The organism is Chryseobacterium sp. IHB B 17019 (genome assembly GCF_001456155.1).
GTDB lineage: Bacteria > Bacteroidota > Bacteroidia > Flavobacteriales > Weeksellaceae > Chryseobacterium.
The window spans coordinates 2,433,428-2,445,271 of record NZ_CP013293.1 but is presented as its reverse complement, the minus strand read 5'-3'; the positions used below and the strand labels follow the sequence as shown (position 1 = coordinate 2,445,271).

Below are 11,844 nucleotides of genomic sequence, written 5' to 3'. Positions count from 1 at the left end.
AAAACACATATGCAGATAAAAGATAAAATACTTCTCATTACCGGCGGAACGGGCTCTTTTGGGACTGCCGTTCTCAGAAAGTTTATCAATACAGATCATTTCAAAGAAATACGTATTTTTTCTCGTGATGAGAAAAAACAGGATGATATGAGAAATCAGTTTAAAAACGATAAACTGAAATTTTATATCGGTGATGTAAGAGATTATAAAAGTTTCGAGCCCGCAATGCGAGGTGTAGACTTTGTCTTTCACGCTGCGGCTTTGAAACAAGTTCCCTCTTGTGAATTTTTCCCGATGCAGGCAGTGAAAACTAATGTTGAAGGTACACAAAATGTAATTGATGCTGCTGCTGCAAACCATGTTAAAAAAGTCATTTGCTTAAGCACAGATAAAGCAGCATATCCAATCAATGCGATGGGTATTTCCAAAGCGATGATGGAAAAAGTAGCCGTAGCTGCTTCCCGAAATCTCAATGAAACAGTAGTTTGCCTTACAAGATATGGAAATGTAATGGCTTCAAGAGGTTCTGTGATTCCATTATTTGTAAAGCAGATTAAAAATGGTGATCCAATCACGATTACAGATCCGGGTATGACGAGGTTTTTAATGTCTTTGGAAGAGGCAGTTGACTTGGTTTTATTTGCTTTCGAACACGGAAATCCTGGAGATTTATTTGTCAATAAGGCTCCTGCAGGAACGATCGGAGATTTGGCTCAAGCTTTAAAAGAAATGTTTAAAGCTGATAATCCTATAAAAATTATCGGAACAAGACACGGTGAAAAACTGTACGAAACTTTGTGCACCCGTGAAGAAATGATCAAAGCAGAAGATATGGGCGATTTCTACAGGATTCCTGCCGATAACAGAGACTTGAATTATGCCCAATATTTTTCCGAAGGAATGAAAGATATATCCAAAATAGAAGATTATCATTCTCACAATACCGAACAACAGGATGTAGAGGGAATGAAGAAGCTTTTAATGAACCTTCCTTTAATAAGAAAAGAAGTTTTTGGAGAAGATTTAATGCAATATCCTGATTAATTTTTATTGTATGGAAAAGCCCGGAATTATCACAGGAGGAAAATATTCCGATGACAGAGGGAATCTTTTTTTTAATAATGATTTTAATGCCTCGGAGGTCAAAAGAATATATTATATAGAAAATACAGACACGGAATTCGTAAGAGGATGGACCGGTCATAAAATCGAGCAGCGGTGGTTTTCCGCTTTGCAAGGAAGTTTTACCATAAGATTTGTAAAAATTGATAATTGGGAAACGCCGTCCAAAGATCTGGAGGTCTTAAAATTTCAGTTGAATTCAGATAATTTTAATATTCTTCACATGCCGAGTGGATATGCTAGCGCCATTCAGGCCAATGAAAAAAATTCAAGGTTACTTGTAATGGCAGATTATTTTTTAGGTGAAATTGCTGATGATTATCGCTTTTCTATAGATTATTTTAAAATTTAAATAATGAAAAAAGTAGGAATTACCGGGCAAAATGGTTTTGTCGGATCACATTTATATAATACTTTAGGCTTATATCCTGAAAAATTTGAAAGAATTCATTTTGAAAGAAACTTTTTTGATGATCAGGAAAAGTTGGACAAATTTGTTGAGCAATGTGATGTAATAGTGCATCTTGCAGCGATGAATCGGCATCCCGACCCGGAAGTTATTTACAATAATAACATTGATTTGGTTAAAAAATTAACGGAATCTCTTGAAAGAACAGGATCAAAAGCTCACGTACTATTTTCATCATCTTCTCAGGAAGAAAAAGATAATTTGTACGGAAGGTCAAAAAAAGAAGGGCGGGAGCTTTTAGCAGATTGGGCAGAAAAAGCAGGTGGGAAGTTTACCGGAATGGTGATTCCTAATGTTTTTGGGCCATTCGGAAAGCCAAATTACAACTCTTTTATTGCTACTTTTTGTTATAAACTTACGCATGGAGAAACTCCGGTGATTGACAATGATGGTGAAGTGAAACTGATCTATGTGGGAGAGCTCGTCCAGGAAATCATTAACCAAATTGAAGGCGAAGAGACAAAAAAGCTGCACGAAGTTCCTCATACTTCTGTAAATAAAGTTTCGGAAGTTCTTAAGAAACTGGAAAATTATAAACAATTATATTTCGATAATGGCGAAATTCCCGTTTTGGAAAGCAAATTTGATTTAAATCTTTTCAATACTTTCCGTTGTTATTTTGATATTAAAAACCATTATCCTGTTAAATTTACACAGCACACTGATACAAGAGGTGCATTTGTTGAGGTGGTAAGACTGGGAATTGGTGGACAATGCTCATTTTCAACCACAGTGCCCGGAATTACGAGAGGAAACCATTTTCATACAAGAAAAATTGAACGTTTTGCCGTAATTAAAGGTAAAGCATTAATACAGTTAAGAAAGATTGACACGGACGAAACACTTGATTTTTATCTTGACGGAACCGAGCCTGCTTATGTAGATATGCCGATTTGGTATACCCACAATATAAAAAATATAGGCGAGGAAGAATTGTACACGATTTTTTGGATCAATGAACCTTTTAATCCGGAAGATGCAGATACTTATTTTTTAGAAGTGTAGCTAGTTGATGGAAAGAATTAATCATTTAAAGTCTTTAATTATCAAAGATCAGGAAGTTTATTTTCTGGTCATCGCTTTATTTGGTTATATTTTAGCTTATATAGATCCTTTTTCATCTAAAGGTTTTCCTCAATATATCAACTTTTTTATCAGAGGTGTTTTATTTATTTTTTCCATCCATTTTATCATAAAAAATTTTACTATAATAAAGAAAAGGAAATTTGTAATTGGCTCATTTCTAATATTTTTTTTCTTTTACTTATTAAAACTTTATCAGACTATTCCAAGTATTAATTTACCGGCAGATACTTTTCTTACTCTTAAAAATTCTATTTATTATTTTGGTTTTGTTATAATACCATTACCCGTGGTAGTGCTTTTAAGCTTAGATTATCAAAAAGTAGATTTTAAGAAGTTTCTTAAAATTATATTTTGGCCAATGCTTATCATTTTTGGTATTAATTTTCTTTACACAAACTTTATTTTTGAATCTTATACAAGTAATGGCAGAAGTGGAATATTTAGATCATATTATATTTTAGTAGGTCATTACGGACTTAGCTTAGTAATTATATCATTATATAATTATTTATTTTTAAAAAATAAAGGATATGTATATGTACTGGGAATTTTACTAGGACTTTTCCCTATTTATGTTTCTGCTGCAAGAAGCCCTGTTTTAGCACTTTTAGTAATCCTTTTTATTTTTTTGATTTTAATTAATAAAAGAAAATACTGGATCTATTTTTTCATCACCATTTCTATATTTTTTATTTTGCTTTTCATTGCTTATCGAAGTGGTTTCGGTGAAAATAGTATGTTTCTGAAAAGAATAAATGCTGCTGTTTTTGAAAGAAATGCCTCAGGAAGATCTTATTATCTGAATAAAGGTATTGATACATTTCTCTCGAATCCGGTGTCTGGTGGAAATGCTTTGTTTCCGGACGGTATGTACTCGCACAATCTCTTTGTGGATATATTAATGTCGACCGGATTATTGGGTATGGTTCTGTTTATAATTTATTTTAAATTTGTAGCACAGAGCTTTTTTAAAATTTTAAAACATATTAATCAGTATAAAGAAAGTGGAATTATAGCTTTTTTCTTTCTGCAATATTTTATTTTGGCTCAGACTTCCGGAAATCTCTATTCATCATTCGAATGTTGGTATTTTGGAGCTGTAGTCATTGGTTTAGGATATATAAATTTTACAAATGAAGAAATTAAAAGTAATGACAGTCGTGGGAACACGGCCGGAAATCATTAGATTATCAAGAGTACTATCAGCTTTGGATGCTTCTGAAGCGGTTGAACATATTATCGTCCATACCGGACAAAACTATGATTATGAACTTAATCAGATTTTCTTTGAAGATCTAGGCCTTCGCAAACCAGACCATTTTCTCGAAGCCGCAGGAAAAACGGCAACTGAAACGGTAGGGAATATCTTAATAAAAATAGATCCTCTTTTGGAAGAATTAAAGCCTGATGCTTTCCTTGTTTTAGGTGATACCAATTCTTGTCTTTGTGCAATTCCTGCCAAAAAAAGACAAATTCCTATTTTCCACATGGAAGCTGGGAACAGGTGTTTCGACCAGAGAGTACCGGAAGAAACCAACAGGAAAATTGTAGATCATACATCGGATGTTAACCTAACTTATTCTGATATTGCAAGGGAATATTTGTTAAAAGAAGGGCTTCCTGCAGATAGAATCATCAAAACAGGTTCTCCCATGTTTGAGGTTCTAACTCATTATTTGCCTCAGATTGAAAGTTCTGATGTATTAACAAGATTGAATCTTGAAGAAGGAAAATATTTCGTGGTATCATCTCATAGAGAAGAAAATATTAATTCTGAGAAAAATTTTAACGGATTAATTGAAAGCTTAAACTTAATTGCTGAAAAATTCAACTTTCCAATTATTGTTTCCACGCATCCAAGAACAAGAAACATGATTGACAAGATGAAAGTAAATGTAAGGCCTGAGATCCAGTTTCTAAAACCTCTTGGTTTTCACGATTATAATGCTCTACAGATGAGAAGCTATGCTGTTTTATCAGATTCTGGAACAATTTCTGAGGAGTCTTCTATCCTTAATTTCAGAGCATTAAATATTAGAGACGCTCATGAAAGGCCGGAAGCAATGGAAGAGGCATCCGTAATGATGGTGGGTTTATCTCCAGAAAGAATTTTGCAGGGATTAGTTCAGCTTCAGCAGCAAAAAACAGGAAAAGAAAGAAACTACAGACCGGTTTCAGATTATTCAATGCCGAATGTTTCTGAAAAAATGGTAAGAATTATTTTGAGTTATACAGATTATATTAACAGGGTAGTTTGGAGCAAAAGATAATGAAAGTCCTTATTGTAACTCAATATTTTTATCCTGAAAACTTTAAAAGTAATGACATGGCTTTTGAACTTAAAAAAAGAGGTCACGAAGTTACTGTACTTACAGGAATTCCCAATTATCCCGAAGGTAAAATATATGACGGATACGGCTTTTTTAAAACAAGGAAGCAAATAATAGATGGTGTTGAAATAATCAGGGCCCTTCTAATGCCAAGAGGAAAAGGCGGCGGAATCAGATTATTTATCAATTATTTTAGTTGGGCATTTTTCGCCTCTCTAAAAGCAAGAAAAATATCATCTTCAAAAAAGTTCGATGCTATCATTGTCCATGAGCCATCGCCAATTACTCAGTTTTATCCTGCTTTGGTTGTAAAAAAACGTCAAAAAACGCCTATCTATTTTTGGGTGATGGATTTATGGCCTGAAAGTTTAGAGATAGCAGGAGGAATTAAAAATAAATTTATATTGAATTTTTTCACTAAAATGGTGCAAAAATTCTATAAAGAATCTGAAAAAATACTTATTACATCAAAAGGGTTTAAAAAATCTATACTAGAGAAAGGTGATTTTGAAGATAAAATTCATTATTTTCCTAATTGGGCCGAGGATACCATTTCATTCGGTAATAAAGAATTTCCTATTCCTACACTTCCCGAAGGATTCAAAGTAATGTTTGCGGGAAATATTGGAGAAGCTCAGGATATGGACAGCATAATGATGGCTGCTTTACGTCTTAAACAAAATAAGAATATCAAATTTATTTTAGTTGGAGATGGTAGAAAAATGCCATTTGTACAGGATTTTATTAAAAATAACAATCTCGAAGAAACAGTTTATACTGTAGGGCGCTATCCGGTTGAAGCAATGGCATCTTTTTTCGATGCGGCGGATGTATTATTGGTAAGCCTTAAGGATGATCCGATATTTAATCTTACAGTTCCTGCAAAAGTTCAGGCGTATATGAGTTCTGGAAAGCCTATTATAGCCATGTTGAACGGAGAAGGTGCAGAAACGATAATTGAAGCAAACTGTGGATTTGCTGTACCTGCTGGAAATAGTGATAAATTAGCTGAAATAATTAATCAGGCATCACAAATGACTAAAGAACATTTGTTAAGTTTAGGAGAAAATGGGAAAAAATTTTATGAAACTCATTATAAAATGGAAGAATGCATTTCAAATCTTGAAAAAATAATTTCTCAAAAATGAAAATTATTATTACAGGAGCCTCCGGTTTTGTAGGACTAAATCTTTCAAAATATTTAGAGAGTCAGAATTGTGATGTAAAACCTTTATCATTGCGGTCAAACTGGGCTCTGGATAAAGATTCAAATGTACTTATTCACCTTGCGGGCAAGGCTCATGATACTGCAAATACTTCTGATGAGAATGAATATTTTAAAATTAATACGGATCTCACAAAAAAGGTTTTTGATGAATTTCTAGATTCTGGAATTACGGATTTTATATATTTCAGCAGTGTAAAAGCTACAGCAGATACTATTGATTATATTTTAGATGAAGATCATTTTTCAAATCCTAAAACCCCTTATGGAAAATCTAAACTTTCAGCAGAAGAATACCTTCTTTCCAAGGTATTACCTGAAAATAAAAGATTATTTATTATTCGACCTTGCATGATCCACGGTCCTGGAAATAAAGGAAATTTAAATCTTTTATATAAAATCGTTGATAAAGGCCTTCCATGGCCATTGGCAGCATTTGAAAATAAAAGATCTTTTTTAAGTATTGACAATCTTAATTTTTTAATATTACAAATCCTTAAAAACAAACAAATTCAGTCAGGAATTTATAATTTTGCGGATGATGATTTTATTTCTACCAATAAATTGATTAAAATAATCGGAGAAACTACGGGTCGAAAAGCTAGGTTGTGGAATATTTCTTCAGGAATTATTTCTTTTTCAGCGAAGATTGGAGATAAAATCAGTTTGCCTTTAAATTCAGAACGCCTGAAAAAGCTTACTGAAAGTTATAGGGTTTCCAATAGAAAAATAAAAATTGCATTAGGAATATCAAGACTTCCGGTTTCAGCTGAAGAAGGTTTAATAAAAACGATAAAAAGCTTTCAACACAAATGATAGAACATATTTTTGTATTCGTATTTTTATTTATTTCGATTCTGATATATTTCAAGATAGCAGATAAGTACAATATTATCGACAAACCCAATCACCGAAGTGCCCACTCACAAATAACTTTGAGGGGTGGAGGGATTATTTTTCCCATAGCGTTTATTATTTTTAGTTTATTTAATTTTAATGAATCCGTACATGAATATTGGTCTTTTGGGTTGGGATTATTAGCAATATGTTTTATCAGTTTTCTTGATGATATTAGGACTTTATCTAATAGAATAAGGCTTTCTATTCATTTTATTTCTGTAGTTCTTTTATTATATTTTACGGATACATTTAGTTTAATGCCATTTTGGGCGTGGCCTATTTTCTTCATTATGATTATAGGAACACTTAATGCCTATAATTTTATGGATGGTATCAACGGAATGACCGGCATTTATAGTCTGGTAACTTTAGTGTCACTTCTTTATATTAATAAAGAAATAGTATCTTTCGCAGAGGATGATTTTATAATTTATCCTATTTTAGCGTCATTAGTTTTTCTGTTTTTCAATTTTAGGAAAAAGGCAAAATGTTTTGCCGGGGATGTAGGAAGCATGGGAATTGGTTTTTGGGTAATAGGTCTTATCACTTTATTAATTATGAAAACCCAGGATTATAAGTACATCCTGCTTTTATCAATTTATGGAATGGAAGTGGTACTAACTATTATTGAAAGAATATTATTGAAAGAAAATATTTTTGAAGCACACAGAAGACATTTATACCAGCTTTTTGCAAACGAGAAAAAAGTATCTCATTTGTTAATCAGTACTACCTATGCTGTTGTGCAATTAATTGTGAATGTGTTTTTAATATATTCAAAATTACCGGTTGCTGCTGTTGTTTTAATTATATTTATTCCCATCGGAGGAATTTATTTAGCTTTAAAATATAGCCTTAAGAAAAAATATAGTTTATAAAAATTTAGATCAAATATGAAAATTAAGTCTACACCTTTAAAAGACTGTTATATAATAGAACCTACTATCTTCGAAGATGAAAGAGGGTATTTTTTTGAAAAATTTAACGAACAAAAATTTGAAGAACTGACAGGAATGAATGGTCATTTCGTTCAGGATAATGTTTCAAAATCTTCTTATGGAGTATTGAGAGGCCTTCATTTGCAAAAAGGAGAACATTCACAAGCCAAATTGGTTTCCTGTCTTGACGGGAAGGTTTGGGATGTTGCGGTAGACTTGAGAGAAGATTCACCAACATTCGGGCAATGGTTCGGAATTGAACTTACGGACGAAAATAAATTGCAATTATATATTCCCAGAGGTTTTGGGCATGGTTTTTCAGTTTTAAGTGATACGGCAGTTTTTGCTTATAAATGTGATAATTTTTACAATAAAGAATCAGAAGGCAGTGTAAAATACAACGATCCGGATCTTAATATAGATTGGAAAATTAAAAAAGAAGATATAGTACTCTCTGAAAAAGATCAGAATGCTCCGGGTTTTAAGGAAAAGAATTTTTAATGATATTGAAAGCCACTTAATTAAAGTGGTTTTTATTTTTTAATACGGACTCTTCAATATTTCGTATCTTTGCAAACTCAAAATCAAAAAGATGCGCACAAAATCTGTAGGTAAGAAGAAAATTAATGTAGTAACGCTTGGATGTTCCAAGAACGTTTATGATTCCGAAGTCTTGATGAGCCAGCTTAAAGCCAATGGTAAAGAAGTTGTTCATGAAGACAAGGGAGATATTGTTGTAATCAATACCTGCGGATTTATTGATAATGCAAAAGAAGAATCCATCAATACAATTCTGGATTATGTAGAAGCTAAAAATAGAGGAGAGGTAGAAAAAGTTTTCGTTACAGGCTGTCTTTCTGAAAGATACAAGCCGGATTTGATAAGAGAAATTCCGGATGTAGATCAATATTTCGGAACAAGAGACCTTCCGATTTTATTAAAACATTTGGGAGCAGATTATAAGCACGAATTGGTTGGAGAAAGATTAACAACTACTCCAAAACACTATGCTTACCTAAAAATATCTGAAGGTTGCGACAGACCGTGCTCTTTTTGTGCAATCCCGTTAATGCGTGGAGGCCATATGTCCACACCAATTGAGAAATTGGTTACCGAAGCCCAAAAATTAGCCAAAAAAGGAACAAAAGAATTGATTTTGATTGCTCAGGACCTTACCTATTACGGATTAGACCTTTATAAAAAAAGAGCGTTGGGTGATTTATTAAAAGAATTGGTGAAAGTTGATGGTATCGAATGGATTCGCCTTCATTATGCTTTCCCAAGCGGGTTTCCGGAGGACGTTCTGGATATTATCCGTGAGGAGCCTAAGGTTTGCAATTATATAGATATTCCACTTCAGCATATCAATTCGGATTTATTAAAATCAATGAAGAGGGGAACAACTCATGAAAAAACTGATGCTCTTTTGGCCAAATTCAGAGAAAAAGTTCCGGATATGGCTATCAGAACAACCCTTATTGTTGGTTATCCCGGAGAAACAGAGGAGAGATTCCAGGAATTAAAAGACTGGGTGAGAGAGCAAAAATTTGACAGATTAGGGTGTTTCACTTACTCTCATGAAGAGAATACTTCCGCTTATGTTTTGCAGGATGATATTCCACAGGAAGTTAAAGAAGCCAGAGTAGAAGAGATTATGGAGCTTCAGTCTCAAATTTCATGGGAGAAAAACCAGGAGAAAATTGGTAAAATATATAAATGTATTTTTGACAGAAAAGAAGGGAACTATTTTGTTGGAAGAACGGAATATGATTCACCTGATGTTGATAATACAGTTTTAGTATCGGCAGAAAATACCTACATTTCTATTGGTGATTTTGCAGAGGTAAAAATAACATCGGCAGAGGAATTTGACCTGTATGGTGAATTGATTTAAATTATTCCCATTTATTTGACTTTTATTTAAATAATTTAAAGGAAATACTGACTTTAAATGGTTTTTTTTAAGAGTTAATAAAATTTAACATAAATTAATTAACTTTAGTATTTGTTACAAGTTATTGGTTTGTAATAATTTACAGTTTATGTATTTTAGAATGTTAAAACTTTTTTATCTAATATTATGGAAATTAATAATAAAGTATTAACTTTGCCTCATGAATAGATTTTATGAGTTCTATTCATTTTAATATTAGATATTTAAGAGAAATAAAAGCTTAAATATTTTTTGGGTTTAAATAATCTCGAAAATTTTGAGTTTTAATTTTAGAAAGCACAAGTTGGGATGAATTCCCTGTTTGGATAAATATCATTGATGAAAAATGTAATTTAAAATCTTTAAAAACTTATGAAAAAAATTTTATTAACAGCGACTATGTTAGTCGGCTTTACGGCGCTTTCTCAGGCACAACAAGGACGTGTAGGGGTTAACACAACGACACCTGCCGCTACGTTAGACGTTGTAGCAAACACTACTGATGCTACTAAACCTGATGCGTTATTGGTCCCTCGTATGACAAGAGCTCAATTAGCGGCTAAAGATGCTGCTTATGTTGATGCTCAAAACGGTGCTCTTGCATTTATCACTACTTTAGATGGTACTGCAGCGGGTAAAACTGTAAACGTTACAGCTACCGGATTCTACTACTATGATGCTCCAAACTCTGTTTGGGTGCGCGTAGGTGGTGGTGGTGCTTCTACTCCTCAAAGATATGAAAATACAAGAGGAAGTGTTACAATTTTAACAACAACTACTCCTTATACGGCAACAGCTAATGATTTCTTTATCATTACTAAAGCTGCCGGAGCTGTTACTGTAAATTTGCCAGATCCAGCTGCGAATGTTGGAAGACTAATTTATGTTGCTAATAATAACACAGGTACTGGATTTGATGTAGTTCAATCAGATGGTGGGCCTACACTTTTAGTAGGTACATTGGCTCAAAATAGAGCTAAAGCATTTGTTAGTGATGGTACAGCGTGGGTAGCAATTTCGTTTAATTAATAAAACATAAATAAAATGAAAAAATTTAGTCTTTATATAGTACTTTTTGTTTCTATTTCTTTAGCAAAAGTATCAGCTCAGGTTAACACTAATCAGTTAGTGGCAAATAATGTTGCAGATTCAAATGCTTTTTTTGATGCAAGTACAAATTTTAATACTAGTGCCTCTTCTTCAAATAGCATTGGGAAAGGTTTAGTTTTTCCTGATACAAATTTAACTTTGTTTGAATTTGATTCTGCCTTAGCAGATGGTATTACATTTCCGTCTTATTTTGATGGAATGCTAGTATTCAATACTGGTACTGGTTCTACAGCTGACCCTTCATTAACAACTCAAACTACGGGTTTAGTTCCTGGATGGTATTATTTTTCGAATCCGAATGGAGCAGCTAATGGAAGTGTTGCAGCTGGTAGATGGTTGCCTGTAGGTGGTAATCCTAGGTTTGATGTAACAAATACAGAAACTATTACTAATACTTTAGTAAATGGTAACCAAGTATATGCTAAAAAAGGAACATTTACAGTAAGTGGATCTTCTACAGCTCCTACTTCTTATGCTCCAGCGCCTATTACAGTGCCTGCAAGTGCTACTGCCGGAATTTACAGAGTAACAATTTACAGAGCTGGTACAGGTAGTGTATTTGCTAACGGGGTTTATTCTTATGATATTACAAACGGTAACCTAATTACAGGTTCTCCAAGTATGTCAGTAGTTTATCCAGCTGGTACTTACGATTATATCGTAGAATATACAAAATAAGAAATTACTTCTTTATATAACATAAACCGATGATTATTTCATCGGTTTTTTTA

12 protein-coding genes are annotated in these 11,844 nt (G+C 33.0%); all 12 read left to right on the top strand.

The genetic code is table 11. The annotated features are described in order from the left end of the window. Nucleotides 1-9: 9 nt before the first annotated feature. The 12 genes from ATE47_RS11280 (at nt 10) to ATE47_RS11225 (ending at nt 11,791) form a co-directional block, all read left to right on the top strand. Nucleotides 10-1,044 carry a polysaccharide biosynthesis protein gene (locus tag ATE47_RS11280; protein WP_062162066.1) on the top strand — a complete coding sequence of 345 codons (1,035 nt, stop codon included), beginning with the start codon at nt 10-12 and terminating at the stop codon, nt 1,042-1,044. Between the two features lie 10 nt (nt 1,045-1,054). Then, entirely contained in the window at nt 1,055-1,474 is a 420-nt protein-coding gene (locus ATE47_RS11275) for a WxcM-like domain-containing protein (protein ID WP_062162065.1), read from the top strand. 3 nt (nt 1,475-1,477) lie between these two features. After that, complete coding sequence (locus ATE47_RS11270; protein WP_062162064.1) at nt 1,478-2,596, top strand: polysaccharide biosynthesis C-terminal domain-containing protein; 1,119 nt, start codon at nt 1,478-1,480, stop codon at nt 2,594-2,596. Between the two features lie 439 nt (nt 2,597-3,035). Further along, a complete protein-coding gene (locus ATE47_RS11265) occupies nt 3,036-3,863 on the top strand; it encodes an O-antigen ligase family protein (RefSeq protein WP_185097086.1) in 828 nt (275 codons plus the stop codon). Then, nucleotides 3,811-4,947, top strand: a complete 1,137-nt coding sequence (wecB, locus tag ATE47_RS11260; RefSeq protein ID WP_062162062.1) for a non-hydrolyzing UDP-N-acetylglucosamine 2-epimerase — start codon at nt 3,811-3,813, stop codon at nt 4,945-4,947. Before ATE47_RS11265 ends, wecB begins: the two co-directional genes overlap by 53 nt. Continuing rightward, complete coding sequence (locus ATE47_RS11255; RefSeq protein WP_062162061.1) at nt 4,947-6,155, top strand: glycosyltransferase family 4 protein; 1,209 nt, start codon at nt 4,947-4,949, stop codon at nt 6,153-6,155. The genes wecB and ATE47_RS11255 overlap by 1 nt, the downstream gene beginning before the upstream one ends. Then, nucleotides 6,152-7,048: an NAD-dependent epimerase/dehydratase family protein gene (locus ATE47_RS11250; RefSeq protein WP_062162060.1), complete on the top strand. Its 897-nt coding sequence runs from the start codon at nt 6,152-6,154 to the stop codon at nt 7,046-7,048. Before ATE47_RS11255 ends, ATE47_RS11250 begins: the two co-directional genes overlap by 4 nt. Next, nucleotides 7,045-8,010 carry an MraY family glycosyltransferase gene (locus ATE47_RS11245; protein WP_062162059.1) on the top strand — a complete coding sequence of 322 codons (966 nt, stop codon included), beginning with the start codon at nt 7,045-7,047 and terminating at the stop codon, nt 8,008-8,010. The genes ATE47_RS11250 and ATE47_RS11245 overlap by 4 nt, the downstream gene beginning before the upstream one ends. Nucleotides 8,011-8,025: 15 nt before the next feature. Then, complete coding sequence (rfbC, locus tag ATE47_RS11240; protein ID WP_062162058.1) at nt 8,026-8,571, top strand: dTDP-4-dehydrorhamnose 3,5-epimerase; 546 nt, start codon at nt 8,026-8,028, stop codon at nt 8,569-8,571. Nucleotides 8,572-8,662: 91 nt separating this feature from the next. After that, nucleotides 8,663-9,964, top strand: a complete 1,302-nt coding sequence (rimO, locus tag ATE47_RS11235; RefSeq protein WP_062162057.1) for a 30S ribosomal protein S12 methylthiotransferase RimO — start codon at nt 8,663-8,665, stop codon at nt 9,962-9,964. A 438-nt stretch (nt 9,965-10,402) separates the two neighbouring features. Then, entirely contained in the window at nt 10,403-11,032 is a 630-nt protein-coding gene (locus tag ATE47_RS11230) for a hypothetical protein (protein ID WP_150114824.1), read from the top strand. A 15-nt stretch (nt 11,033-11,047) separates the two neighbouring features. After that, on the top strand, nt 11,048-11,791 hold the full coding sequence (locus ATE47_RS11225) for a hypothetical protein (protein WP_062162055.1): 744 nt from the start codon (nt 11,048-11,050) through the stop codon (nt 11,789-11,791). Nucleotides 11,792-11,844: the final 53 nt, after the last annotated feature.

What these genes read in the sequence shown, in the direction of transcription:
- ATE47_RS11280 (WP_062162066.1), top strand. Translation starts at nt 10, where the DNA reads ATGCAGATAAAAGATAAAATACTTCTCATTACCGGCGGAACGGGCTCT.
- ATE47_RS11275 (WP_062162065.1), top strand. Translation starts at nt 1,055, where the DNA reads ATGGAAAAGCCCGGAATTATCACAGGAGGAAAATATTCCGATGACAGA.
- ATE47_RS11270 (WP_062162064.1), top strand. Translation starts at nt 1,478, where the DNA reads ATGAAAAAAGTAGGAATTACCGGGCAAAATGGTTTTGTCGGATCACAT.
- ATE47_RS11265 (WP_185097086.1), top strand. Translation starts at nt 3,036, where the DNA reads ATGCTTATCATTTTTGGTATTAATTTTCTTTACACAAACTTTATTTTT.
- wecB (WP_062162062.1), top strand. Translation starts at nt 3,811, where the DNA reads ATGAAGAAATTAAAAGTAATGACAGTCGTGGGAACACGGCCGGAAATC.
- ATE47_RS11255 (WP_062162061.1), top strand. Translation starts at nt 4,947, where the DNA reads ATGAAAGTCCTTATTGTAACTCAATATTTTTATCCTGAAAACTTTAAA.
- ATE47_RS11250 (WP_062162060.1), top strand. Translation starts at nt 6,152, where the DNA reads ATGAAAATTATTATTACAGGAGCCTCCGGTTTTGTAGGACTAAATCTT.
- ATE47_RS11245 (WP_062162059.1), top strand. Translation starts at nt 7,045, where the DNA reads ATGATAGAACATATTTTTGTATTCGTATTTTTATTTATTTCGATTCTG.
- rfbC (WP_062162058.1), top strand. Translation starts at nt 8,026, where the DNA reads ATGAAAATTAAGTCTACACCTTTAAAAGACTGTTATATAATAGAACCT.
- rimO (WP_062162057.1), top strand. Translation starts at nt 8,663, where the DNA reads ATGCGCACAAAATCTGTAGGTAAGAAGAAAATTAATGTAGTAACGCTT.
- ATE47_RS11230 (WP_150114824.1), top strand. Translation starts at nt 10,403, where the DNA reads ATGTTAGTCGGCTTTACGGCGCTTTCTCAGGCACAACAAGGACGTGTA.
- ATE47_RS11225 (WP_062162055.1), top strand. Translation starts at nt 11,048, where the DNA reads ATGAAAAAATTTAGTCTTTATATAGTACTTTTTGTTTCTATTTCTTTA.